Origin of the sequence: Falsihalocynthiibacter arcticus, assembly GCF_000812665.2 — a bacterium.
Taxonomy (GTDB): Bacteria; Pseudomonadota; Alphaproteobacteria; order Rhodobacterales; family Rhodobacteraceae; genus Falsihalocynthiibacter; species Falsihalocynthiibacter arcticus.
In genome coordinates this window covers 3,777,850-3,802,372 of record NZ_CP014327.1, presented here as the reverse complement: position 1 = coordinate 3,802,372, position 24,523 = coordinate 3,777,850, and the positions used below count along the sequence as shown (strand labels likewise).

The window sequence follows — 24,523 nt, the reverse complement described above, 5'->3', positions numbered from 1 at the left end:
AAAAATTGTGAATTGGGCTATCTCAAACTTGACCGCAATAGTCATAGAGGGCGGAATCCGGACCGTCGCCGAAATTGCATACTGTTAAGTCGATTGATGCAAAGCCGTCATTCAACCCACAAATATTAAAAACACCCGTCAATGGCGACTCCCGAACCAAATTGAGTATCTAGGCTGATCCTTGACCTAAAGTTGCTTTGGCCTGATTAATTGTTGCATACTTGCTCCCAAGACCGCTTAGCCAAAAGGGATATTCCATGATTTCTCTCTCGAAGACCTCCAGCCTATTGTTGTGTGCATTGGGCACATTCCCGATTGTCGCCAACGCTCAAGACAAACCGAGGCTTATCCTGCAGATCACCGTGGATCAGTTGCGGGGAGATCTTCCCACCAGATATTTGGACCAACTCGGCGAAGGTGGATTTCGATATCTGCTTGAGCAAGGCATCCATTACAACAATGCCCACCATACGCACGCCAATACCGAAACGATTGTGGGGCACACCACACTGGCAACCGGTGCAAACCCCGCTGCGCACGGAATGGTTGGCAACCTGTGGTACGACCGCGCCGCGGGTCGGACAGTCTACAACATTGAGGACGCCGACTATTCCATCCTGACCAGCGGCGCCGACGTGGACGATACCACCGAAATCGACCCCACGCAGCGCGCCGCGACAAGCGAAGGGCGTTCACCGCGAACTATTCTCACATCGACATTTGGCGATGAGCTGGCTGTCAGTACAGTTGGGCAAGCAAAAGTCTTCGGTGTCTCAATCAAGGATCGTGGCGCGGTTTCAATGGCCGGACACGCTGGCAAGGCCTTCTGGTTCTCAAAAGCAGCGGGTCAATTCGTAACAAGCAACTACTACTATGATGCATATCCAACATGGGTTGAGGATTGGAACGCTAAGGGTCTACCTCAAAGCTACAGTGGCCAGTCGTGGGAGCTTTTGAACCCGATTGGCACCTATATGTTTGGCGAACACGACGATCAGGATTGGGAACCGGATTTCGCAGGGTTTGGTCGCACGTTTCCGCATCCGCTAGGAACGACAGAGGACACATACTATACGACTATGCTGACGCTGAGCCCTTTTGGGGACCAGATGACGGCCGATTTCGCAAAAACGCTTATCGACGCAGAGGGACTGGGCGATGACGACGTGACCGACTTCCTTGCTGTCAGCTTTTCAGTCACAGACTACGTTGGCCATTTCTTCGGCCCCTCAAGCCTCGAAGCCGAAGATAATCTGCTTCAACTTGATCGCACGCTGGCCGATCTCTTTGCTTACGTCGATGCCGAGGTGGGTCTTGAGAACACCCTGATTGTACTGGCGGCCGACCACGGGGCTCCTGAAGCACCCGGCTATCTGGCCTCAATCGGAATGCCGGGAAGCTATGTCTCGCCCGATGAATGGGACACCGCGCCTGCGATTGAGCGGATCAAAACAAGGTTTGGCATAACCGGCCCACTTTTCGAAGGCTATGATCACCCCTATTTGACCTTGGCCGCAGATGTCCGCGATAATCCCGCAATCGACAGGGTTGCACTTGAGACCGCCATTGCAGATGAATTGGTTTCCTTCGCAGGCGTGGCCTATGCGGTGCCCAGTTCGCGCCTGCGAGAAGGTTCGCTCCCTGACAACGCCTTGATGCAAGCCGTGTTGAACAACTATCATCCCGACCGGTCCGGCGATATCTATATTGTGTTCCAGCCGGAATCGTTCATCAACGATATGGATGGGTTGTCGGTGACTGTTACCCACGGATCACCATGGCGCTACGACACGTTCGTACCAATCTTGTTTGCCGGTCAGGGGATCTCTCCACAAACCGTGTCACGCAGGGTTCATCCAATCGACGTGGCGCTGACCCTTTCCGTCGTCGCCGGCACACGGCCACCGTCAGGTGCCACAGGAGAGGTTTTGCTCGAGGTCTTGGGCCAGTAGCACTTTGCTTAGGTCACGGGGCCCAGATGCGGGGGAATTCAAGTTCTCCGACGGCACCTTTGTCTGCAGGTGCTATTTTAGCCTTACCACTGGCCAGTGGTCGGCGATGGCGCGAAGATTGGTCTGCTTGGGCCAAGGCGTCAGGGTCGAAACTTGCCAATCCTGAGAGAGTTATCGCGTACGAAAGCCGCGCATTCATGTTTGACGCGGCCCTGTCGGGTCAAGCCGTGATCCTTGCGGATTTGAGAATGACCGCAGCGGATGTGGCCGTCGGTAGCCTCGTTTGATTAAGCCCGATTGAGGTTGACCGTCACCGCCCCCGTCACGGTCGCGAACTCCCCAACCCTTAAAAATATGGCCCCTTCGTTGGGAAATATGGCAAAAGGCCATCGTGCAGCGGAATTTCACGTTCTTGGCCTAGGTGAGGTTGCTGGTGTTTGGGGTAGTTGCGGTGATTGGGCCAGGTTTTGTGCTTGAGGTGTTGGGCAACGCAATGTGCCGAGACATCAATTCAAAAAATGGTGACGCCCGCAGCAAAGCGGAATGCCGTGGTCCACTTGTGCGAGGCGCATGGTGTGAGCCAGCGGCGGGCGTGTGATGTTTTACAATTCGACCGATCGTCGGTGCGGTATCAGTCGCGTCGAGACGATGATGCTGCACTTCAGGCTGCGATTTGGTTGCCGCTGTGTTCACCTGATGATCGCCCGAGAAACTATTGTGGCGAACCACAAGATGGGGAGGCGCATTACGGTGTCAAGCTACAGCCCGTTCTTTCTGCGATCTTCTGGTCAAAGTTATCGCAACGTTCACACGGCAATCTTTGAACCGATTTGATAAATCCAGTATCCACACTTTCAGCGGCCGTGTTAGCACCTTTGACCTGGACGAAGAATCTGGTTCAATGAGTGTTGCGATGTAACTGTTTTGTGAGCACCACACCGCCGGACTTCCGATTTTGGAGTGCGGTTGTGTGAAGCAAACATGGTTTTAAACCGAGGCCTTAGGCTCGAGTCTCAGACTATCCCATACCTCTATTTAAGCTTTGAAAGTGCTGTACGGATTTTGTCGACGGCTCCGTCAACGTCTTGCAATTTGTCCAAACCAAAAAGCCCAAGGCGGAATGTTCGGAAATCTTCTGGCTCATCGCATTGCAAGGGAACACCGGCCGCAATTTGCATACCCTGTGAAGAAAATTTCGCACCATTTTGGATGGCAGGATCATCGGTATAAGACACCACAACTCCCGGCGCTGCAAATCCTTCAGCGGCAACACTTGGGAAACCGTTCGCAACCAAAAGTTCACGCGTTTTTACTCCCAATTCTAGCTGATTGGATTTCAACGTGTCAAAACCGATATCCTTGGCTTCCAACATCGCATCGCGAAACTTAACCAATGCGTCAGTTGGCATCGTCGCGTGATAGGCATGGCCGCCGTTTTCATAGGCCTGCATGATTTGAAACCATTTCGCCAAATCACAGGCAAAACTGGTGCTTTGCGTTTGCCCAAGGCGCTCTATCGCCAAATCGGCCATCATAACCAAGCCTGAGGAGGGTGAAGCACTCCAGCCTTTTTGCGGCGCGGATATCAGAACGTCGATGCCGAGGTCTTCCATGTTAAGCCAAACAGTACCCGAAGCGATACAGTCGAGGACAAACATGCCGCCATAGGAATGAACGGCCGTTGTGATCTCGCGAATGTAATCTTCGGTGAGCATGATGCCGGAAGATGTCTCGACATGGGGCGCAAAAACCACGTCTGGCTGCTCATCCAAAATAGTCTTAACCACATCCTGAATCGACGGGGGAGAGAAGGGGGCTTGATGGTGATTACCTGTGCGGCGTGCCTTAAGGACGGTGGACGAGGCGGGGATATCGCCCGCTTCAAATATCTGCGTCCAGCGATAAGAAAACCACCCGTTCCGAATGACCAAAGCTTTGCGATTGTTGACAAACTGACGTGCAACAGCCTCCATCGCGTAGGTGCCGCCACCAGGGACGAGCGCCACACCTTGCGCCGCATAAACGGATTTCAACATACCAGAAATATCATTCATAACGCGTTGAAAGGATTTAGACATATGGTTGAGAGATCGGTCCGTAAACACGACTGAAAATTCCGCCAAACCGTCTGGATCAACTGTGGAGCCTTGGTGAGTCATTCTTGGTATCCTATTTGTTTACATCACTGAATATATAGTGCGTTCAATCGCGTTCGCCACCTTTCATCGCGTGCAAGCGCTAGATGAACTGCGATTTTTGAGGTGGGGTGAGTTTGGGCCTCATTGTGACGAGCCGTTATTCGATGCGCTGCATCTCGTTTGAAACCATCACTGAATTTTGCGTTTCCTATAGTCATCCCTTTGCTGCAAAATTATGCAAGAAAGTGTCTCCAAAACCGGATTGGTCCGTGAGGCTACGTGTTTGGAACCGCATGCAACTTGCCAAAGCAAGGCAATCAAAAACCGGATTGCGTGCGCTCACCCAGCTGGTGTTTTCTATGGAAACCGTATCGCAACTATCACTAGGTCAACTGTGCCGGCAGGTTTGCGCCACTCGACGATGCTGCCGAGTTCGGCACTAAGCAGGGCATCACCAAGAGGTGAGTAGGGAGCGATAAGGCCGTGAGCTGGGTCGGCTTCGTCCTCTCCTACAATTCGAAAAGTTCGCCGCGTGTCGTCCTCGGCCATGACATCAACCTCTGCCCCAAAGGCAACGACAAACTTCCCTGAGAAAAACCTGCATCTCCGATAGAGCAAGATGATGCTAACGCGCAGCGCCATGAAGGACAGCAAACTCTTTTGCACGCCTTCAATCGAAATAGCGCACCAACGGTGTGCTGGCGCGAAATATCTCGATGAGCAGATCTATTACTTCATCGTCGAGCAGGAGCGCATCCGTCAGGTCTTTGCGGCATCCGAGGCCAACCATTTTCAAATAAGGCTCGGCTGGATCGCCACTCACAAAGCCGTCCGGCACAGCGTTCAATGTCTTTCGCGTGACCACTCCCTCTGGAAAAGTCTTCTTAAACGCAGCGTCTGCCAAGACGTCAGTCAGGCCTTCCGGATCATCGACCAAACGGGATCGCATTCGTGCGAGCGCTGGCTTAGAGGGTTGAAAAAGGGCTGCACCTGCGTGGCAGTTTCCTGGCTCAATATGGAGATAGTATCCGAAGTCTTCTGAGGGATGACCTGCGTTGGCAAAAACATCCACACCAGAGCGGTACAGAGCACGTCCAATGCGGTCGCGCGGCTCTTGGTATAACTTGGTGTAGCTTTGTTTTGGTTTGCATACGGCCTCAGCGACGAAGGGATCAAAGCGATGCGCGTAGTCGTGCAGTGTCATGGCAATGCCTGCGAAATTGCGCAGGGCGTCATCGCGCGCGTCGCGGTGGGCATCCAGCCAGACTTTGCGGTTGTTCTGCCCGAGATCCGTTAGGAACGTAAATGTTTCTGGCTCAACCATGGGTGTACCTCCTGTTTCTCAGCACCTGTGAGGCGCGTATAGCACAAGTAAATTTCTGATGGCACCGCTTCACTCGACGAGTCTTCCGTCCCTAATTTCAATTTGCTCTGAACACAGGGCCGCGATTTTTTCATCATGGGTGGAAATCAAAAAAGTTGTGTTTTCCTCTGCGTTAATCTTCATGAACAAGTCCATCACTTGTTTGGCTGAGACGCTGTCAAGATTGCCCGTCGGCTCGTCAGCGAGGATCAATTCGGGTTTGTTCATCAGAGCGCGCGCGACGGCAACGCGTTGCTTCTGACCCCCTGAAAGCTTGCTGGCTCGAAAGTTCACCCGGTCACTTAATCCGACAAGCTCCAACAGCTCAGTCCCGCGGCGACGCGCTTCTGGGCGTTCGGTGCCTTCTCGCACTGCTGTTGGGAAAAGCACGTTTTCCAGTGCCGTAAAATCCGTCAACAGGTTATGAAACTGGAACACGAAACCGATATGAAGGTTGCGAAAATCCGTCAAAGTTGCGTCATCAGCGCCAAACAGGTCCTGCCCCATCATTGTAAAGGACCCCGAACTCGGTCTTAAAAGGGTCCCAAGAATGTTGAGTAAGGTGCTTTTCCCTGAGCCCGAAGCGCCAAGAAGGGCAATCATTTTGCCACGCGGCAGGGTCAAATTCAAATCCTTCAAAACGCGGGTGGCGGTCTCCCCTTCACCGTATGTTTTTATCAGATCGCGCATTTCCAAAAGCGGACCAACGGGCGGCTTGAACTGGGTCATTGTCCTATAGCTTCCACGGGATCGATCCGAGACGCGGCACGCGCCGGCAAGATCGCCGCAAGCGTTGCCGCGATGGCCGTGAGCGCAATTGCAAGGCCGAGCGATCCTTGCGCCACGTCGATTGGAAGTTGTCCCGGTTGAACTTCGCCTGTCGGTGTCAGGGGGGTTAGGACAACCAGCCCCAAGATAGAACCAAAAACACCACCAACCAGCCCGATGATCACGCCTTGAGACACAAATACAAAAAGAATAAATCCTTGGGGCGCGCCCATGGCTCGCATGATGCCAATCTCGGGCCGCCTGCGATAAGTCGACAACATAAGCGACGACGCGATGCCGATCACGATGGTGATCAATGCGAATGTTTTCAGGATTAGGCCCGTATTCGATTGGGCCTTCAGGCCATCGTAGAGCTGCTTGGCGGATGATGTCCAGGGTTCGGCGTTGAGCCCTGTCGTGGCGTTAATCCGCTCGGCGACCCGGTCTGCATCATAGAGATCATCAAGCTTCACTTCGATCCGAGACACGGCGTTAGGTTTATCAAACAAGCTGCGGGCCGTGCCTATATCCAGAAATGCCGACGCAGAGTCGACCTGTCCCATGCCAGAGGAAAAAATTCCAGTGACATGCAGCGCAATTGTGTTTCCGCTGTTGGTGCGCATTGTAACCCGACCGCCAACCGATAGGCTCAACTCTTGGGCTAAAGTTGCGCCGATCAATACCCCGTCTCCCGTCAGTGCGAGCGATCCTTGCAACAAGTATGTGTCAAACGGCACAATTGCCGTCACGCGGTCGGGTTCCAGTCCAGTGACACTCACCTGTCGCGTCCGCTCCCCCCGCAGCAGGACGGCCCCCTCGTTGATATGGAGGGAGGTGTGCGCAACACCTTGGATTTTTTCGATCACCGAGAGCAGTTGCGCGGCATTGAGTATCCCTACTTCGACACGAGTGGATTTCTGCCGCGCGAGAAGGACGGTCCCCTCCGATGACGGCGCAAGAAGCGGAAGATCTCTGTCGTCTGTGGTGATTGTCACATGGGCAAGACTTCCAAGTGTGTTGTTCACCATAAGATCGGCGAGACCGCCAATCAATGCACTCATAAAGATAAAAATAAACACAGCCGTGGCCACGCCAAACACCAACAACCCCGTCTGGAAAAGGTTTGAGGTCAGGTAACGGATCGCAATTTTCAGGCCATAGCGCATCTGCTCAATCCCTTTCGGTCATGTCGTCTTGAAGGGTCAGAGCCTGACCGTCTTTGACACCCTCAGGCGAGAGGACCAACATATCTCCCCGAGACAGGCCGGACGTGATTTGAACGCGATCTGCGGGCCAATCGATATAGGTAATCGGTCTTAGGCTGGCCTGCCCGTTGCGCAGGACAAAAACGGCCGAGCCAGCACCAGTATTGACAAACGCGCTGCGCGGAACGGTTAAGACATCAGAAGCCTCGTCGATCAGAATATTTGCTACGGTTGTCAGACCGATCTGAGTTTTGGGCTGCGTGTCGAAGGAGAGTTTGACCCGCAAGCTCCCCGTCAGCTCATCCACTTCCGATGCTACAAAGGAAACAGCTCCCGTTTCAATCTCATCGTGTCCGGCAAGCTGTAACTGGGAGCGCTGGCCCACATGGATTTCGTTGGCGTAGATTTTATCAATCTGAACTTCGACATGTAAATCATCAGCATTTGCAAGGCGCATCAAGACATAGGACGGCGTGACCAGATCCCCCACCTCGACCGACCTACTGAGCACAGCACCGTTGATCGGTGCGGTTAACCGGTAGTCGCGCAAATCAATATTTGCCTGATCAAGTGCCGCATTTAACCGCTCCACTTCGGACGCGGCCAATGCCAGTGCTTGCTCGGCGTCCGAGACGACAACTTTCGCAACCCTCGTACCAAGGGCGATTGCGCGATCACGATCTTCCAGTGCGCTCTGCTGGGATAGAATTCCAGCGTCGAGCGCAGCCATCGCCTGTCGGACGTTGTTTTTTTGTTTCGTATCGTCCTGCACCAACAAGAGATCGCCTGTAGTGACGACGTCGCCCTCATTCACGTGAACGGACATTACACGCGCGGTCACCGATGGCACGATATCCGAACTGATGTCTGTCGCAGTCCGCCCACTCACGGCCAAAATCCGCGTTACGGGGCCGGGTGCGAGTATTTCAACGGCAACCGTAGGCGCGCCGCTCACACCGCTAAATTCCCACCACGTCAAGATCAAGGCAAGTGCCGCGATCGCGATGGCAAAGACCACAACGCGCTTTTTACGCCAAGGGGATGGAGCCAGTGAAGGCTTGGGCATGGGGACCAAGCTTTGCCCTCCGGTATCCAAGGGTGTTCGCGACAGGGCATCGCGGGTTTTATCACTGCTCAATTTATGCCTCGCAATACGGCTGGAATATATAATGACAATTGAGAACTTAGGTATGGGGATTAATCTTAGTTCCAGGGGCCAAATTAGCAATAAAAAGATGATGATGCCACACCACGGTCGTTTTCAATCCGACTTCAAATCAGCGGGAGTTGACCAAAAGTAAAAGGAGTAACAAAGTGTCTGACGTCAACGCCTATGGGTGCATACAGGGTAATTTGATTAGAGAGAGTTTTTGGCTCATCATAACCACCAAGGAGTGGAAAATGAGACAAACAACTAGAGCACGGAAAAGTCCTGGCGAGAAGATCGGCAAGGATATTAAGCGGGCCACCCGCAAACAGTATTCTTCTGAGGAGAAGATCAGGATCGTTTTTGACGGGCCACGCGGCGAAGACAGCATTGCTGAGCTGTGCTGGCGAGAAGGTATTTCGCAAGGCATCTACTACAAATGGCCGAAAGACTTCAATGTTGCATGATCGGATCGCGAACCCACTGGTAATCCTAGTTGAGGTCGACAAAATCCCCGATCAAGTAATGACCAGTAGCGGCAGTAGACTGCCCCGCGCTTTCGAAGTGCTGAAAAGCATGATTGAACCGACAACAGCCCGCGCCTGGGTATGCCCGTTTTATCAAATCCCTTTCAATCTGACTGGAGTGCGCTGGATCATAACCACCAACTCAATCGACCGGATGCCTACCGCCTTTCTGGATCGGTGTAAGATCATCCGGCTGGAAACGCCGAGCTTTGATCATCAAGCATCCACCGGAACTCGGTTGCTGCGTGACAGCTTGCCCGAAGCACAACAGGCACTTGGAGACGAACTACAACACGAGGTATTGCGCGGACTTGGGACAAGGCATGACCTGCGCGCCGTTCAACTTCTGCTGGGGCATACGAAAATGGACAGCACCGTTCGATATTTGGGAGGCGAGCTCGAAGACGCGTTCGCTATCGCTGAAGCTATTGAAATCTAAAATTTGGGCCTTTCGACACGGACTGTCGGAAGCGGTCGTTCGTAGAGGCTGGAGCCTCCTCTATGCACTTGACCCGCGTGTTTGCGAAGAATATTTAGTAAAAAGAAATCTAATGGGATATTTACCGCGTGCTTATCAAAACTCAGATTTGCTGCGGTTGTGATATCCGCTGACTTCTTTGCGCCGGCGGTTCCCGCTCAGGGCACCACTACGGCAGAAGCGTCAATTGGAGATTGGAAGCCACCAGCTTATGAGCACGTGACCAATTGACTCTGAGGGACGACTCTCCTCCACCTAGCATTAATAACATTAAGCCAAAGGTTATTCACAATGAAAACTCTCCTGACATCCGCCGTATTCGCTGCAATTGCCGGTGCCGCCGCCGCAGAAATTCCAGATATCGACAGCTCGAAATGGGCAACCAATCCAAGGGATTACGGCATGAGCCCCGCCGAATACATCAACGCGGAAAGCAACTCGTTCTTTGCGGACTTCCTTGGCCGCTCGAGCATGAACGAGTTTTTCAACTTTCAAGGACTGACCAAAGCCGCCGACCATTGGGTCGTGTCGCCGAACCTCGATACGGTCTATTCAATCGCCGTGGTGAACGCCAAAGATGGCTTTACGCTGGAATTGCCGGAGGTGGGGGACCGTTTCATTGCGACCCAGATCATCACCGAAGATCACATGACGCCATTTTACGTCTATGGCGGTGGCACACAGACCTATAGGGCCAGTGACTTTGCCACAGATTTTGTTGCGGTTGGTGTCCGAATGGGAACCGACGGCACAGCGGAAGACGTTGCAAAGATAACGAAAGAGTATCAGCCGAAATACAAGATCACCGGCGCGGCGACAGGCGGTAAGCTACCCGATGTTGACCAGAAAACGCTTACGACAGTGCGCAATGCCCTGTTGGTTCAGTATTCCAAACTCCCGAACTCATTCGGTGCGATGGTGAAACGTGTTGAGGACGTCAAGGACTGGCAATTTTTCACCTATGTCACGGCTGGCGCATGGGGCCTTTCGGCCAACGAGAACGCCATGTACGCCAGTGGTGGTCCCAAGGACGCCAAGGGCGGAACGTGCTACACGGCGACTTTTCCCAAAGTTGAAGTCAAAGCGTTTTATTCGATCACGATGTACGGACCCGAAAAATATCTGATGACCAATACAGATAACATCGTGAGTTCCAGCCGCGGTGTCACCACCAACGATGATGGTTCTTTCAAGGTAGCCTTTGGCGCCGAAGATTGCCGGAAGTTGGCCCCCAATTACGTTGCAACCCCCGACGATGGCTGGAGCTTTCTACTTCGCGCCTACCGCCCTGACGTTGAAGCGTTCAAGGCATACGAGATGCCGAGTATCGTGCCCGCCAATTAGGGTCTGCCAGTATTGGTAGAGGGGGCAATGGAAACGATTTTAAACTGATCAGCTTTCATCGAACGCATAGCAGACATTTGTACAACGGCAGCATCAGTCAAAGTGGACTCGTTGCTGCCGTTCGATGCTGCGGTAGCCGCTTGGGATAGGTCTTGACCTTGGCACTTCTGCCTATTGCCATGAACCCGCACGAGGTCCACCTTGAAAGGATATATTCAAAGCCTGAAGAGGGACTATTTAACCGCACGTTCAGCTGCGGTTTGTGGCACTGTCAGAGGTTGGTCCGCGGCCTGCATGACCTCTGGATCGTAGGGTTTCCGTGCGAACACGTCTCGCACCATAGGCGCAAAAAATGAGAGCGGCAGCGTGTCATAATCAGGGTCAAAACTGGTCTGGTCCCATCGTTCACAGAACTCCGCACAGTCGTCGAAATATTTAGCACCCCGATGACGTTCACGCTTGTTCTGATCGAATCCTTCGAGATGTTGCCCATAATACAGCATCTGAAAATCACCATGGGTTTCGACGCACCAGCGGCATTGCTCGCGCACGAACGGCTTCAGGATGGTCGCGGCATATTCATCATGATTGTACGGTGCAAAAATATCCCCAATGTCATGCAGAAGTGTAGATACGACCCAATCGATGTCCGCCCCATCGCGCCAAGCGCGGGTCGCAGCTTGCGCCGAATGCCCTAAGCGGGTGATTTGATATCCCGAAAGGCCCTCATCAAGATGCTCAAGAGCGTGCATCAATCGGTCCGCAGTACCTTTGGTATAGTCGATCTCGTGAGCCGTCAGGAATTCATATTCTTCCTTCGTGCCATCTTTCATCTGGGTGAAATTCACACGTTCCATGTTCCGCCTCCAAAGTGCATATACGCAATATGAGTGATTTATCAGTTTTATGGGCAGACCAAAAGAGCGGCGATAAGAAATTTCTTGTAGCGTTCTCAAATGGGGTCAAGCAAACCCTTGTTGAAGTCAATTTTGTTGAAAAACTCTTGTTGATTTGAAGTGCTATCACTGATTCAATTTACCTGTAAATGCGGGAGATTGACGATGTTAGGACCGAAGCAAGAGGCGCAAGGCTCGTTGTTTTATGAGTTCTCGATTGACGATCATGTGCCTCAAGATCACCTTGCGTGCGGTGCTCTTGGTGACATCAGGGTTGAGGCAGGACAGAAGAGCGAGGAATTCTTGAACGTTGGAGAGGCTTAAATCCCCAATCCTCTTGCTGCCAAAGAGGGAGGTCAGCAGTCCGAGACTGAAACGGATCGACTTGAAGCTGCCAGGCTTAAGCTCTTGTGATCGTTGGGTGAGGTAGGTTTGAGCCAAATCCGCCATCGTGATTTGCCCCTGGATTGTCAGCCTTTCAAGTTTGAGCTGTGGAATTGTGATTGTTGGCGGACTACCCAGATCAGGGTTTGCCCTCAGTCGTGCCTCTGCTTGTGCAACGATTTCCGCATAGCTCTGATTGATCTCCGCTAAGCATGGTTTGTGCCCCAGTTGTGCCCCAGACAGCCCAAAGGGCCTAGCGAATAAACGCTTAGTCGTATTACTCATTAGTACGCGAATGCTTGGAGGAGGGCGCCTTCGCGACGGAGATCAGCCAAAGCAACCTCTTTGAGTTTGACCGCCCCGATGGACGCTTTGAGGTCGGCCTGTACAGGATCCAAGATTGGCCCCATCTATAAAGTTTTAAGGCTGTCTGTCTAGATAGATGTGGGTGATGGCGCGGAAGCGATGCTGCAATGGGCACAGTTTGGTAGAAAAGGGCACAGCCCAGAATGCCGGGGCTGGCAGCTGACATGCAAAAGGATTATAAGGACAACAATCACCAACCGATTGCCAAGAAATGACAGAAGCCGTCCACAATTCACCCGCCTCCCGAAACTGGGCGGTCCTTTTGTTCCTCAGCTTCGTGTGGGGAGGCGCGTTCATGTCAATGGCTGTGGCGTTAGAGCAATACGGTCCCTTCACCGTCGCTGCTGGCCGCATCGGTATCGGCGCGCTGGCGCTTCTGGCCGTCGTCGCCGTCACTCGTCCGGCAGATCTGGCGATCAACAACCCAAAAGCCCTGTGCTTCATCCTGCTTTTGGGGATTTTGAACTTCGCTTTGCCATTCAGCCTTCTGGCCTGGGGGATACAGCGAGTACCCTCAGCCTTTGCTGGTATCACAATGGGCACTTCCCCTATATTCGTGCTGCTCCTTGCGTATATCTTCGTTCCGGACGAACAGATAGGTCCGCGCCGGATCGCGGGCGTCATCCTTGGGTTCGTGGGACTTCTGGTTCTGATCCTGCCTGAGGTTTTGGCTGGACAAGTCTCAGGCGGCACTGTTGTGGCAAAGATTGGCGGCGCTCTGCTATTCGGTCGGTGCCATTCTGATCCGCCGCGCGCCGCCGATCCCTCCAATGGCATTCACTGCGGGAATGCTAACGGCGGGAACGATTGCACTGACGCCGATCGCGCTCCTGCTGGAAGGAATGCCAGAGATCACCAGTGAGCGGGCGACATGGGCGCTGCTCTACGCCGGTATACTCCCTACTGGTTTGGCCTTTCTGCTGCGCGTAGTGCTGATCCGATCCGCGGGCCCCATATTCATGAGCCTCGTGGCCTACATCGTACCTCTCTGGGCTATTCTTCTGGGAGTCATTCTGCTGAACGAAACCCTGAGTTTCAGCACCTACATAGGTGCAGGGATCATCCTGTCTGGCGTTGGCCTGACTCAGCTGAGGCTTCGTAAGAAGCGCTAGTCGGCAAAAGCAAAAATGAGATCATCCGCTGCTTGAAACGCTACGCCGTCCGAGAAATCTTCACGCATCTTCACGCATCTTTGCGGGCCAGAAACATTGGAAAATCCATACCTCCCAACAGAATGCCCATATCCCCCCCCTAAATTTAGAGATGCCCTTCCGCTAGCGTTTCTCAGCCATCCGAAATCTTAAAGAAGTTGAATTGTGGCTTAGAGGTTACTCCGGCACCTTGCATTCCGTTTTCGAGAATGGGATCCGCGGCGAATATCTGAGCGCGTTCAACGGTATCCCATTGAAAAATGACAGTCACGGAATTGCTGTCAGCCGGATCTACTAAAACTCTATATGCAGTTTCGCCGACGCTTTGCCGCGTGGCTAGGGCGTCATCGAACACGGATTTCCATTCCTCATAGTCAGCAACTTGATGCTGGACGATCATTATTGCTTCCTGAGCAGTGGCAATCTGAAAAGGACCGAGGGTGAGGGCGGTGGCCAATGAAATTGAGCTGATAAATGAATGTGCCATTGGGTGATTAAATCCTTTTTGAATGGTAGCGGCGGTTCTGCCCGCCGCACCCGACCAAGGCTTACAACGCGCCGTTTTTAAGCCAGTTGGCACAAGGCTCACCAAGCTCCGCGGCAGCAGTATGCTCATAACGTTCGCTTGTCGCCCGTGGCAGTATGTCTCTCCAGCGTCCGTTTGTACCTTTGTGAATAAATGTTTTAGCACCGCCATCCCAGAACGCACCCCCCAGTGGTACAGAAGCTGCTGCATGGTTTTTCATGTAGTCGAATGAACAATGATGCAGGATTTTCTCCATCGTATTGGGCGTCACCTCGATGTCGAGAAATGCGGTTATCTTGGCAATCTGGCCAGGCAGATCATGCTTGAGATCTGCAAAGTGGATGAGTTTCACGTTGGCATGATCGCGCAGTTCCCACCAGCTGCGGACATTCTCCCAATAGGGCCAGAACGGCGCGCCGTCATTGTCCAGCCATTGGGCAAAATACTCGACGGGACTTTCAGGTGGCCTGCCGATCTCTGGGCCGACGCGCCCCGGCGTGTTGTTCAACGCGTCATACCACGCCTCGTTCGCGTTCGAATGGTGGTTGTGTAATGACCAGATGACATCCCGTGCATCCCGCCCGACATAGATATACTTGGCTTTTTCCGAGAAGACCAAAGCATCAACCGGCAAATGGGTTTTTAGAAACCGGCGGTGGGTCTGTGCGGCAATTTCCGGAAGTTTAACCTCTTTCGGTGGCACGCGAAGATCAACCCATGGCGACATTTCCGAGACGGGCAAGTCCGTCTGACCCTGAAAGATCAACTGGCTTACGATTTGCTGCATCCAGGATGTGCCCGACTTTGCATAGGTCGCTATTACGATGTCATCGTTACGGAAATCGATATCGTTCCAGACCGAACTGTCCATATGGTGGTTGTGCATTTCGCGGGTTTTGGCGGGTAAGGCGTTCATTTCTAATCTCCTCTGTTGATTGTGTTGCCTAAAGAATATGAACGCCGCCCGTGGTCGTGGGTATCTCTGGACTTGCAGAGTGGTTAGGCACTCGTGCAGAATGCCCTCAGGGGGGCGAAACAATGCTCGACTGGAACGACATACGCATCTTCCTTGCTGTTGCGCGAGAAGGCTCTACCTTGGCGGCTTCGGGGAAATTGAACATCAACCAGACGACTGTCGGCAGACGCATGCATGCGCTTGAGACAGCTTTGGGGCTGACCTTGTTTGAACGTAACACGCGGGGCTACGCATTGACCGCTCAGGGAAGCGCATTGTTTGACGTTGCTGCGGGCATGGAGAACGCCGTGGATCAGGTTCTGACTCGGGCAAGTCATCTAAGGCGGGCATCAGTCGGGACAATACGGGTCACCGCGGCACACTCCAGCATGACCCACTGGGTGCTTCCGTTGATTTCGGAATTCCGAAAGCACAATCCGAACACCCATTTTGAGACAAATGCGTCCGAACAATATGTATCTTTGGAAAGTGGTGAAGCGGATATTGCAATCCGTGCCGCCGACAACATCGAGGGCGATACCCTAATCGTCAGAAGGCTTCCGCACGTCAGGTGGGGCATTTATTGCAGCAAGGCCTATCTGGCGGCGAACGGGATGCCGCGATCGATAGATGATTTAAGAGATCACCCGGTTCTGAGCTACCCTGAAGCAATGGTAAAAGGCGTGAAGCTCCTAAATTGGCTGGATCAACATGTAGACAGATCAAAGATCGTCAGCACAGTAGATTCAGTAATAACCATGTCGGCCTCTCTTCGGACAGAAGTAGCCGTCGGAGTTCTTCCTTGCGTTGAGGGCGATCCGTTGCCCGATCTCGTTATGTGCTTCACAACTGACGACCTGACCAGCGGGCTCTGGCTTGTGGCTTCAAGGGAGGCTTACCAAGAACCGAGAGTGCGCAAGTTTATGAAGTTTCTTGGTGAGTATTTTCCCCGAGATGGAAGGGCCGCGACGTTTTGAATTGAGGCTCTTGATTGGAGATTTTCGAATTCTCCGCGACGTGTTGGGCCGTTGGCCACAAAAGGCCCGCAACGTCCCGCTGCCCCCCATTTGTGGCGAAAAAATGCTGCAAAATACATGAATGGCAGCAATGCGAAAGCTGCGCCGCAGTGTTTGGTCGATCTACCAAAGTCGGCTTGAGGATGTCAGGAAGTCCCGCCAGCACAATCAAGGCTCCCACGAGGATTTGCGGGACACTTATGCGATAGTCGGTTTTGGTCTTGAGGCCCCAATTGAGGCCAAGGCGGAAGGCGGTGCTTCCAAGGGTGAGGAGGGTAAAGGTCGAGAGTATCTTATTAATCTCCATGAGGTTTTTTATATAGAAGCCTGATGTTGCTCAGTTTTTGTCGATGGTTGGTCGGGGTTTCGATGCCCGTGAGACATAGCCGTCATTCGTCGGAGGAGCAGCGAGCGGCAGCTTCGAGCCCATCTTACCATAATTCTGCAACGCGGAGAATGACCGCTATCACCGGAGAGGCAAAAACTTTCTACAGTTGCCTTGGTTCAGAACAGGATTTTTGCTGCAGTCAAACGAGGACATCCGCGCATACTCCAAAAACGAGCAGAAATGATAAAACAATGAAACCCGTTAGTACAAGTCCAAAATACCTGACAGAATGCAAGCGTTATCTAACCCTTACAGTTTCTGAATTCACATATGAGCCTTGCAACTAGCCTGTTGGAGGCAATAATCTAGATTTCGCTACATCATTAGGTGTGGGATACAATGGTAGAGGAGCCGTCTTAGGGGAGAGATGTTCCTCCACGCATCGTGTCAAAAACGGTAGAATCCCAGGGCCAATATTTGGAAGTGGTTTATAGCCTTGGATCCAGAGCTCTCCCTTTTCGTTCAGTACGTGAGAGATGTTTTGCATCCTGTGGTCTACACTGGTTCTGTTCGGGAGATGCCGCATTAGCAATTCCCTGATGAAATATGATTTATTGAATTTTTCGCCGCGTTTCTCAAGCGCCAGCATTTGAAAATATGTACCTACAGCAGCTTCAAGCTCGATATTCGTCCAATTATTTTTTGCCATGAAAACTCTTAACCCAAGTTTGATTTACAATTTTTCTATCCCTTATATTACCCATTGCTCAAAAATGACCTTTTCGAAAGATCGTTTGTGACTTTCCTCCAGCATGTACCTACTAAAACAAAAATGGGAGAGCTCGAAACCTCACTGTCGTAGTTATTTCATTCACGCAAAACAGCTCGTTTTGTTCTGTGTCGCGACCTCCTTCCTTCCCGCCCGAGCCCCCGTGAAGGAACCCGGACGGAAAGCAGCTTTTCGATTTCACACCACGCCCACAGGCAACCTGACCTGATCAACGATTTCCCGTTTCTGGCAATCACTTATCCCCGCAGAGTAAAGCCCATAGGTCAGCCTGTTGGCCGAACGCGCCGATTGGTGGCCCACAAGACTTGCGGTGAAGTGCTCGGGAACCCCTGTGCGTTCGCATTGGGTGATGAACCACTTGAGGGTCGAGTGGAATACAAGGCCAGGGCGGGTGGCTCCGGTGCTTTGCCTTAACAGCGAGAACCTCTTGGTGATCCTGTCCACGGAAACCCCTGGAAATAGGGCTCCTTCGTTGGGTAGCATGGCTAGGGTAGCCAAAAGACCATCGTGTAGCGGAATTTCACGTTCTGCTGCTTTGGATTTGAGCCCTCTGATGGCGTTTGGTCTGATCCTGGCAAAGACCCCAAGATTGCCCTTGGTGATCAGGTCTTCCGCCATCACCCCACAAGCCTCCCCAGACCGCATACCTGTGAGCAAGCAGAAATGTAGGAGGGGCGTGAGTAGGGGATCATTGGCCCCCAACAAAGTCACCACCTCTGCATCTGTCATCACCGCATAGCTTTGAACCGTTGGTTTGGAATGAACCGCAAGTTTGCCAAAGCCATGCTCTGCAAGATGACCTTCCCGCACCGCCCAATCCAAGAAATGGCAAGTCTGGGTCCAAATCCGATGCTGGGTTTGAGGCGCGATTGTCCGGTCGGAAGTTGTCGAAAGAGCCACCAAGTCGCGTATCCCCAAGCCCTTGCGCGTGGTGCTCTTGGTGACGTCAGGGTTGAGGCGGGACAGAAGCGCAAGGAATTCCTGACCGTTGGTGGGGCTTAAATCCCCGATCCGCGTGTTGCCAAAGAGGGAGGTCAGTAACCCAAGACTAAATCGGATCGACTTGAAGCTGCCAGGCTTCAGCTCTTGTGATCGTTGGGTAAGGTAGGTTTGAGCCAAATCCGCCACCGTGGTTTGCCCTTGAAGGCGCAGGCGTTCGATTTTGGGCTGTGGGATTGTGATTGTCGGCGCATTATCCGGATCGGGGATTGCCCTTAGTCGAGCCTCTGCTTGTGAAACGATCTCCGCATAGCTCTGATTGATCTCTGCTATCCGTGTTTTGGCTGTTCGCGCATCGGAGGTCTTGAGGGACCGCTTGAGGGCTTGTCCCAAGTGAGGTTGCAGGTGTTTGGGGTAGTTGCGGCGATACAGCCAGGTTTGATGTTTGAGATAGGCATACTTCAAGGTGACAGACATGGGGTATCCTTCTGGGGGCATAGGCCCCCTTTTGGGTGAAAGTTGAGGTTTTTTGAGGTGGAACAACGGCTTACTTGGTTATTCCTGTTCCTTGCGGAAGGTCAGTGGTCGTCAGGTACAATGCGCAAGACGAGGTCCAAATCGGGTTCGCCATAAGAACCCTCAAGTGGGCCCGTAAGAGCAACGCCCCCAACGCAGTCATCATGCACCTCTGACACCAAGAACAGATGCTCAGGGATGTCATCGAAGGCGGCAATCACAACACGCATTCCGCTTTGGAGGGGCAGGGATGGTGGGGTGCTGGTTGTCATTGGGTAACCCTCCGAAGCAAGAGATCTGGGAGGAAGAACCCCAGGGTCAGGCTGAGAGGGAGCGGGTAGGGAATGGGCTTGAGGATGTCAGGCAGTCCCGCCAGCACGATCAAGGCCCCCACCAGGATTTGCGGGACACTTATGCGATAGTCGGTTTTGGTCTTGAGGCCCCGATTGAGGCCAAGGCGGAAGGCAGTGCTTCCTAAGGTGAGGAGGGTGAAGGTCGAGAGCATCTATATAAATCTCCATGAGGTTTTTTATATAGATGCTTGATGTTGCTCAGTTTTTATGGATGGTTGGCCGGGGTTTCGATGCGCGAGGTTCAAGGCAATCATGTGTGGGATGTGTAGCGAACGGCAGCTTCGAACACTTTGTGAACAGTATCTACGGCTGGACCGTCAGCTGGCTTTCTGATAGCGTGGTAAGGGTCCGGTAGAGGTAGGTCGCAGTAAATGAAGCTTACACTTGATTGGAATTGCGTTATCGAAGTTGAGGAAGACCGCCCTCAAGCTGCTCATGTGATCGATTTGATAAATTGCCATAGGAAAGGGCAGTTTGAGGTTGCGCTCTTGGCGGCTTCGGCATCTGAAAACTCGAAATCAAAACAGTTTCCTGGCAACGCCAAATTTTTTCAAAACAAAGTCTCAGCACTCGGTTGGCAGGATTTGCCCATAGTTCCAATGCCCGGAATTATTGGATTAAGCTATTGGGACTTCTGTTATTTTGTGGGCGACGGTGAGAAGTTCGAAAGCGATATGGATGCGCTTTGGAGTGCGATCGCTTCCAAGGTCCCAAGGGATCCATCAGAACATCTCCCTTCTGGGACTCGTATGACTGACGATGCAATCCAGTCCGCTCCACTGTCAAAGTGGAGGAATACTTGGTGCGATGTAATCTCGGCATACTCGCACATCCATGATAGCCGGGATGTTTTTGTGACCAATAACACCCGGGATTTTCAAAAGAATTCTGAAGTACTTTCGCGCCTTGGGATGAAGCACATTTACACACCGGCAGAAACACTTGCGGGTTTGGTAAATTTATCCGGTTATGAGAGACGGTCAAGTTCCGCTTCATCTGCAGATTAGCCCCTAAATATCCGCGCTCCCATACGGGTCCCATATATGAGGAGGGGGAGACCCTATAGTTAATCTAATAGGACACCTTACTGGACCCTATTATTTATCTAATACTACTTATTTAACTATATGATTATTAATGATAAATACTATCTGATCATCAATAATTAGCCCTATGATTATCAAGCCTAGCTATCAGTGACCAAAGATATTTGCTGATATTTTGGAGCTCTCAATCGATGCCTCTGGAGCAAGCCCTATTGATCACTGGCTTGGCTATTGGTAAGATTTTTCCATCCACTCTCTAAGAACCTCTAGGCGATACCCTGCACCATACCGCGTAGCGGCTTCCTGGCTACTGTGGCCAAGGATCACCTTGCTGATTTCTTCGGGACAGCCAACGTTACGCAGGTCATCCTTCTTCTTGTGGCGGAGACTGTGCAGGGATTTCTTGGGGTCGGTGATCTGTTTGCGCAACTTCTTCATCATGGCTGCCGACGCTGCTGTATTGCCGTTGGGGCGACCGTAGCGGGGGAAGACAGGATCATCACCCTCCTTGCCAAAGCAGAGGTTTGTGAGGGCTTTCACGGCCCTGGAGGACAGGGGGATGAGGCGTTCACTGGAGGCTGTTTTGAGTGCTCTGATGCTGTTCGGTCGGATGCTCAGACTGCGATTTTGAAGGTCAATGTCGTCAACCACAATCCCTGTGACCTCATTCAACCGTGCTCCTGTGTCCCAGAGGGTCAGATAGATGGCTTGGTGGTCCTCTTGGCTGCCCATAGTAACCAAACCGCCTTCTGCTTCCTCAGCTGACAGAGGGAGGCGGTCCTTGGCGGACTGTCCTGCGCCTTTGACCTTCAAGTTGTGGAACGGGTTGATCGCTACAATCCCACGCTCTTGAATGGCATGGTTCACTACCGCCCTGACAACGTTGATGTACCGGGAGACACTGTTGGGGGAAATGCGCGCAAGCAGATAATTCCGATAGAGGAGGGCATCTTCTCGACGGAGGTCAGCCAAAGCAACCTCCTTGAGTTTGACCGCCCCGATGGAGGCTTTGAGGTCGGCCTGTACCTTTGACAGAGCGTTCTTGAGCTTCTTGTCCTGATCGGCATCCTTGTACGCCCCATACAGATCAAAGGCCGTTTGCAGGGTGATGATCTCGACTGGAACACTGGCCCCAAGGAGGTTGCTGTAGACATCAGGCTCAACTTCCTCTTCAAGTCGGCCCGCTAAATCCCAAAGCCCTGCAATAAGATTGGTGTTCAACTGACCTGCATCAAGTTGCTGTGCGGCCTGTTCTCCAAAGTGGGACTTCACAATGGCAAGGGTACGGGTTCTTGAGTTCTCAGCCTCCAGGGACGCAAAGTAGGTCACAACCTGTTGGTCGATGGTGGGGAGGTTTTTGACCATCTCCATGAAGGTCGTGCCCAGCGCATGGTACACAGTGGCCTTACCCGCTTTGACGCGTAAGTGCTTTGGGACGTCCCGTTTGTACTGGTACGCACCCCAACTGCGCTGTCTAACGTACTTTGGGAGCTTATTTTTACCCGTAACGGCTGGTGCGGTGGTCATTGGATGAAATCTCTCTCTGGCTCTTGGTCTCTGAAGTAACCAGAATCAACAGAAAGAGTGAGGGGCGTTTGCCTGTTCGCGACAGAAAAAGGTTCGATTGTGACGGAACTGGTACGCAACCGGTTCGCAAACTGGTTCATAAACGGCCAAAAACCCTTATTTTAGTTGTTTTTATCTAAAAAAGAGGGGTTTGTTGGCTCCGACGGTAGGGGGCGGAGCCATCTTCGATGTCGTTGTAAGTCATTGAAAAGTAAAGATATGATCGTAACGTAACCGTGGGTGATGCCACAGTATGATGTAGCACTTTATAGAGGATGCAAATTGGTGACGCAACTAAGCAGCTAAGGTTCCTGAGTTGCCTTTTGACACTGCTTAAAAGGTCCAAGACGATGCTCGGAAATTGTCCGTCGTCAGGGTTTTTGGAACCAATTGCGGCTTAATCTAAGAGAGAGTTCGGCTCATCTGGTTGATTGCATTATGCGGCGCGTTGTCTGTGATGCAAGCGCCGCGCTTCGAGTATCCTGAGGATGTCTGTTGAGACGCATTGCTTGAGCCTCCCGTCTGCCCAAAAGTTTGGGCCAGCTTCTTCGGGAGGAGGTGAAGATGCTGGCCCTGTGCATTGGCGCTCCCTGTTGGTTTTGTTGCCGCCGCCGCTCGTGCTGGCTTACTCTGGGAGGAGCGAGAACCAGCACTTTTCGTGTATTTCTCAGACCGATCGGCCTGTTATTTATTCCTCAGCCATCAGTGTTTCTGCATACTTGGGTATGTCAGAGCGCCGGATACCAATCTGGGCAAGCTGATGGTCGCTCATGTTCGCGAGGGTGGACAGCATCCTGGCCATTTGAAGGGATTTCAGTACGGAATGTGCTTTGGCCCCAATCGGCGCCAGTATTGAAACAAAGCCATGCGCCATCTTTGACAAAGAGATTGTAGCGGTGACGGCATGACGGCCTTCAGGCCCAGCCGTATGTGAGTTAACAGTCATAAACGGCCTCCATAGCCAATCTCTTGATGTTGCTGCGCGGTATGCCCAGATCTCTCAGATCACGGTCCGTGAGCGCCGCGAGTTCTGAAAACGTGGCGCGATAGACCTTACGCTTGGCCAGCGCCTGTCGGATTTGATCACGCTTTTGATGAAAAATTGTGCGGCCAGCATCTAAAACGACGTCTAGCCCAGAGTTTGATCGGGTAACTGCCATGATATGTCCTCGTTCATTGCTGCGATGCAGTATTTATGCTGCACTGCAGAGATACGAGTATTTGGTAGCGCTCACAATTAGGCAATTTGGCAAAGGGCCTGTTCCGGATAGGCACAGGGAAGTGATGTATAATGGATATTTCTGCGCAGATGTTGACCTTTGCGACTGTTGTCGAACGCGGCAGCATTTCGGCTGCGGCACGAACGATTGGACAGACACCCTCTGCGGTCAGTAAACAAATTGGTCTGCTTGAAGATCAGGTTCACTACCGTTTGCTTAATCGGACCAGAACAGGCGTCTCTCCGACGCAAGAAGGCCAGGAATTCTACGAAAAGTGCAAAGCCATGGCGGAAAAGTACAAGGAGGCTGAGGCGCTAATCCTGAACTTGGATGGTATCCCGCGTGGGATGCTCAAAATCGCATCAAGTGTTGCGTTTGGTAAGTCTCAATTGATCCCAGTTTTGCCTGCATTTCTCGAGGAAAACCCTGATGTTCAGGTGTCCTTGGAGCTCACAGATCGCGTTGTCGATTTGCAGAGCGAGGGCTTTGACGCCACCATATGTTTCGCCGAACAGCGCAAAATCCCTGACATCATGGTTCGTCGCATCATGCAAAGCCGTCGGGTCTTGTGTGCTTCACCTACCTATCTGGAACGGAGGGGAAACCCCAAAAATTTCGAAGAGTTAAGACAGCACAATTGTCTTAGGATTGCTGGAAACAGTAATCGGAATTCTTGGGACGACTCTGACCCCTTCAACGGCCAAGGCTTTGAGGCAAAAGGTCGTTTCGAGGGAAACAGCACCGACGTTATCTATCGCGCGGCGCTTGCAGGGATCGGCATTGCGCGGCTCCCCTGTTACTTGACGGACCGAAAGTTCCATTCGGGTGAATTGGTTCATGTTTTGCCGGAATACGCGCCTCCAAGTACTGATATTGCCATCATGTTTGCAGACAAACGTAACCTCGCTCCAAAAATACGTGCGTTCATTGATTTCCTTGTGCGCCAATTTCGGGATGTCCCTGAATTTCAAATGACAGGCTCTTAATCGTTGGCACGAAACAAACTATCGAAAGTAGGAAGCACCATGGCGAAGAATACAACACAAACAGGTAGAGAACTTTCTGAACGTTTGAACCCAGGATGGAAGACGCGCTGAACGCGCGTTACGGCCACCTGCTCCCCGGTATGGCCGAGGGGGTCGTCGACTTTGCATACGGTCGCCAATATGCTCGGCCTGGGTTATCCTTACGTGACCGGTATTTGGCGACAATCGCCGCTTTGGCTGCATTGGGTGGTCAGACAAGGCCACAACTGATGGTCAATATCACGGGCGGGCGCAAAGCCGGGTTATCACAGGAAGAAATCGCAGAAGTCATTTGGCAGATGGCGCTCTATGGTGGCTTCCCTTCGGCGATCAATGCGCTGAACGCCGCGTTGGAAGTTTTTGAAGTAGAGGATGACGACGCCTGAGGAGCAAAATTTAAAAGTGATAACCGAGTGGTGAGAAGTCTCGTTCTCTAGCAGAATCGGACATTATGGACGCGCGTAGCGGACCTTCATGCAATGCGCAGCATCGGTCGAAGTGGGCTCGGAGTTGCCAATAGCTGC

At 52.3% G+C, this 24,523-nt stretch carries 27 protein-coding genes and 1 pseudogene; 12 read left to right on the top strand and 16 right to left on the bottom strand.

Annotated features, from left to right (window positions below; all coding sequences use genetic code 11):
* Positions 1 to 257 precede the first annotated feature (257 nt).
* Both RC74_RS18670 and RC74_RS18665 read left to right on the top strand, forming a co-directional pair.
* The gene (locus RC74_RS18670) at positions 258 to 1,952 is read left to right on the top strand and encodes an alkaline phosphatase family protein (RefSeq protein ID WP_039003735.1); all 1,695 of its coding nucleotides are present in this window, start codon (positions 258 to 260) and stop codon (positions 1,950 to 1,952) included.
* A 26-nt stretch (positions 1,953 to 1,978) separates the two neighbouring features.
* A complete protein-coding gene (locus RC74_RS18665) occupies positions 1,979 to 2,239 on the top strand; it encodes a type 2 periplasmic-binding domain-containing protein (RefSeq protein ID WP_039003736.1) in 261 nt (86 codons plus the stop codon).
* Positions 2,240 to 2,983: 744 nt separating this feature from the next.
* On the opposite strand, the gene RC74_RS18655 is transcribed toward RC74_RS18665, so the two are convergent.
* The 6 genes from RC74_RS18655 to RC74_RS18630 form a co-directional block, all read right to left on the bottom strand.
* A complete protein-coding gene (locus RC74_RS18655) occupies positions 2,984 to 4,111 on the bottom strand; it encodes an aminotransferase class V-fold PLP-dependent enzyme (protein WP_062628353.1) in 1,128 nt (375 codons plus the stop codon).
* Positions 4,112 to 4,447: 336 nt separating this feature from the next.
* Complete coding sequence (locus tag RC74_RS18650) at positions 4,448 to 4,756, bottom strand: GreA/GreB family elongation factor (RefSeq protein ID WP_218918093.1); 309 nt, start codon at positions 4,754 to 4,756, stop codon at positions 4,448 to 4,450.
* Between the two features lie 4 nt (positions 4,757 to 4,760).
* Positions 4,761 to 5,414 (bottom strand): DUF2461 domain-containing protein, encoded by a 654-nt coding sequence (locus RC74_RS18645; RefSeq protein WP_039003739.1) that lies wholly within the window; start codon positions 5,412 to 5,414, stop codon positions 4,761 to 4,763.
* Between the two features lie 69 nt (positions 5,415 to 5,483).
* Positions 5,484 to 6,182 carry an ABC transporter ATP-binding protein gene (locus RC74_RS18640; RefSeq protein WP_039003740.1) on the bottom strand — a complete coding sequence of 233 codons (699 nt, stop codon included), beginning with the start codon at positions 6,180 to 6,182 and terminating at the stop codon, positions 5,484 to 5,486.
* Entirely contained in the window at positions 6,179 to 7,387 is a 1,209-nt protein-coding gene (locus RC74_RS18635) for an ABC transporter permease (protein WP_039003741.1), read from the bottom strand. The genes RC74_RS18640 and RC74_RS18635 overlap by 4 nt, the downstream gene beginning before the upstream one ends.
* A gap of 4 nt (positions 7,388 to 7,391) precedes the next feature.
* Positions 7,392 to 8,564 carry an efflux RND transporter periplasmic adaptor subunit gene (locus tag RC74_RS18630; protein WP_156477518.1) on the bottom strand — a complete coding sequence of 391 codons (1,173 nt, stop codon included), beginning with the start codon at positions 8,562 to 8,564 and terminating at the stop codon, positions 7,392 to 7,394.
* A 263-nt stretch (positions 8,565 to 8,827) separates the two neighbouring features.
* On the opposite strand from RC74_RS18630, the pseudogene RC74_RS18620 reads away from it, so the two are divergent.
* The 3 genes and pseudogenes from RC74_RS18620 to RC74_RS18610 form a co-directional block, all read left to right on the top strand.
* A pseudogene (locus RC74_RS18620) lies at positions 8,828 to 9,028 on the top strand (transposase); the annotation flags it as partial.
* Between the two features lies 1 nt (position 9,029).
* Complete coding sequence (locus RC74_RS23215; protein ID WP_062628352.1) at positions 9,030 to 9,539, top strand: hypothetical protein; 510 nt, start codon at positions 9,030 to 9,032, stop codon at positions 9,537 to 9,539.
* 330 nt (positions 9,540 to 9,869) lie between these two features.
* Positions 9,870 to 10,922 carry a DUF1214 domain-containing protein gene (locus RC74_RS18610; RefSeq protein ID WP_039003743.1) on the top strand — a complete coding sequence of 351 codons (1,053 nt, stop codon included), beginning with the start codon at positions 9,870 to 9,872 and terminating at the stop codon, positions 10,920 to 10,922.
* Between the two features lie 233 nt (positions 10,923 to 11,155).
* Here RC74_RS18610 and RC74_RS18605 read toward each other — a convergent pair whose 3' ends face one another.
* Both RC74_RS18605 and RC74_RS22375 read right to left on the bottom strand, forming a co-directional pair.
* Positions 11,156 to 11,779, bottom strand: a complete 624-nt coding sequence (locus RC74_RS18605) for an HD domain-containing protein (RefSeq protein ID WP_039003744.1) — start codon at positions 11,777 to 11,779, stop codon at positions 11,156 to 11,158.
* Positions 11,780 to 11,986: 207 nt separating this feature from the next.
* Positions 11,987 to 12,487: a hypothetical protein gene (locus RC74_RS22375; protein ID WP_039003745.1), complete on the bottom strand. Its 501-nt coding sequence runs from the start codon at positions 12,485 to 12,487 to the stop codon at positions 11,987 to 11,989.
* A 376-nt stretch (positions 12,488 to 12,863) separates the two neighbouring features.
* On the opposite strand from RC74_RS22375, the gene RC74_RS18595 reads away from it, so the two are divergent.
* Positions 12,864 to 13,430, top strand: a complete 567-nt coding sequence (locus RC74_RS18595; RefSeq protein WP_169798755.1) for a DMT family transporter — start codon at positions 12,864 to 12,866, stop codon at positions 13,428 to 13,430.
* Entirely contained in the window at positions 13,312 to 13,680 is a 369-nt protein-coding gene (locus tag RC74_RS23785) for a DMT family transporter (RefSeq protein ID WP_417935193.1), read from the top strand. The genes RC74_RS18595 and RC74_RS23785 overlap by 119 nt, the downstream gene beginning before the upstream one ends.
* A 172-nt stretch (positions 13,681 to 13,852) precedes the next feature.
* On the opposite strand, the gene RC74_RS18585 is transcribed toward RC74_RS23785, so the two are convergent.
* Together RC74_RS18585 and RC74_RS18580 are read right to left on the bottom strand one after the other, a co-directional pair.
* Entirely contained in the window at positions 13,853 to 14,206 is a 354-nt protein-coding gene (locus RC74_RS18585) for a hypothetical protein (protein ID WP_062628351.1), read from the bottom strand.
* A gap of 61 nt (positions 14,207 to 14,267) precedes the next feature.
* The gene (locus RC74_RS18580; protein WP_039003746.1) at positions 14,268 to 15,161 is read right to left on the bottom strand and encodes a sulfotransferase domain-containing protein; all 894 of its coding nucleotides are present in this window, start codon (positions 15,159 to 15,161) and stop codon (positions 14,268 to 14,270) included.
* Between the two features lie 122 nt (positions 15,162 to 15,283).
* On the opposite strand from RC74_RS18580, the gene RC74_RS18575 reads away from it, so the two are divergent.
* Together RC74_RS18575 and RC74_RS18570 are read left to right on the top strand one after the other, a co-directional pair.
* On the top strand, positions 15,284 to 16,177 hold the full coding sequence (locus tag RC74_RS18575) for a LysR family transcriptional regulator (protein WP_039003747.1): 894 nt from the start codon (positions 15,284 to 15,286) through the stop codon (positions 16,175 to 16,177).
* Between the two features lie 121 nt (positions 16,178 to 16,298).
* Positions 16,299 to 16,547, top strand: coding sequence for a hypothetical protein (locus RC74_RS18570; protein ID WP_039003748.1), 249 nt, complete (start codon positions 16,299 to 16,301; stop codon positions 16,545 to 16,547).
* A 340-nt stretch (positions 16,548 to 16,887) separates the two neighbouring features.
* Here the strand turns inward: RC74_RS18570 and RC74_RS18565 are convergent, their stop codons facing one another.
* The 3 genes from RC74_RS18565 to RC74_RS18555 all read right to left on the bottom strand — a co-directional run bounded on the left by RC74_RS18565 (position 16,888) and on the right by RC74_RS18555 (position 19,061).
* Positions 16,888 to 17,253 (bottom strand): hypothetical protein, encoded by a 366-nt coding sequence (locus RC74_RS18565; RefSeq protein WP_052275029.1) that lies wholly within the window; start codon positions 17,251 to 17,253, stop codon positions 16,888 to 16,890.
* Between the two features lie 258 nt (positions 17,254 to 17,511).
* Positions 17,512 to 18,750, bottom strand: a complete 1,239-nt coding sequence (locus RC74_RS18560; RefSeq protein WP_039003749.1) for a DUF6538 domain-containing protein — start codon at positions 18,748 to 18,750, stop codon at positions 17,512 to 17,514.
* 101 nt (positions 18,751 to 18,851) lie between these two features.
* The gene (locus RC74_RS18555; protein WP_039003750.1) at positions 18,852 to 19,061 is read right to left on the bottom strand and encodes a hypothetical protein; all 210 of its coding nucleotides are present in this window, start codon (positions 19,059 to 19,061) and stop codon (positions 18,852 to 18,854) included.
* Between the two features lie 452 nt (positions 19,062 to 19,513).
* On the opposite strand from RC74_RS18555, the gene RC74_RS18545 reads away from it, so the two are divergent.
* Positions 19,514 to 20,149: a hypothetical protein gene (locus tag RC74_RS18545; RefSeq protein ID WP_052275077.1), complete on the top strand. Its 636-nt coding sequence runs from the start codon at positions 19,514 to 19,516 to the stop codon at positions 20,147 to 20,149.
* A gap of 267 nt (positions 20,150 to 20,416) precedes the next feature.
* Here the strand turns inward: RC74_RS18545 and RC74_RS18540 are convergent, their stop codons facing one another.
* The 3 genes from RC74_RS18540 to RC74_RS18530 form a co-directional block, all read right to left on the bottom strand.
* Complete coding sequence (locus RC74_RS18540) at positions 20,417 to 21,715, bottom strand: tyrosine-type recombinase/integrase (protein WP_039004003.1); 1,299 nt, start codon at positions 21,713 to 21,715, stop codon at positions 20,417 to 20,419.
* Positions 21,716 to 22,442: 727 nt separating this feature from the next.
* Positions 22,443 to 22,700, bottom strand: a complete 258-nt coding sequence (locus RC74_RS18535) for a DUF1127 domain-containing protein (protein ID WP_236939978.1) — start codon at positions 22,698 to 22,700, stop codon at positions 22,443 to 22,445.
* Complete coding sequence (locus RC74_RS18530; RefSeq protein ID WP_039004002.1) at positions 22,690 to 22,914, bottom strand: DUF1127 domain-containing protein; 225 nt, start codon at positions 22,912 to 22,914, stop codon at positions 22,690 to 22,692. Before RC74_RS18530 ends, RC74_RS18535 begins: the two co-directional genes overlap by 11 nt.
* A 131-nt stretch (positions 22,915 to 23,045) precedes the next feature.
* On the opposite strand from RC74_RS18530, the gene RC74_RS18525 reads away from it, so the two are divergent.
* Positions 23,046 to 23,960 carry a LysR family transcriptional regulator gene (locus RC74_RS18525; protein WP_062628349.1) on the top strand — a complete coding sequence of 305 codons (915 nt, stop codon included), beginning with the start codon at positions 23,046 to 23,048 and terminating at the stop codon, positions 23,958 to 23,960.
* Between the two features lie 95 nt (positions 23,961 to 24,055).
* On the top strand, positions 24,056 to 24,385 hold the full coding sequence (locus tag RC74_RS18520) for a carboxymuconolactone decarboxylase family protein (protein ID WP_156477517.1): 330 nt from the start codon (positions 24,056 to 24,058) through the stop codon (positions 24,383 to 24,385).
* Positions 24,386 to 24,523: the final 138 nt, after the last annotated feature.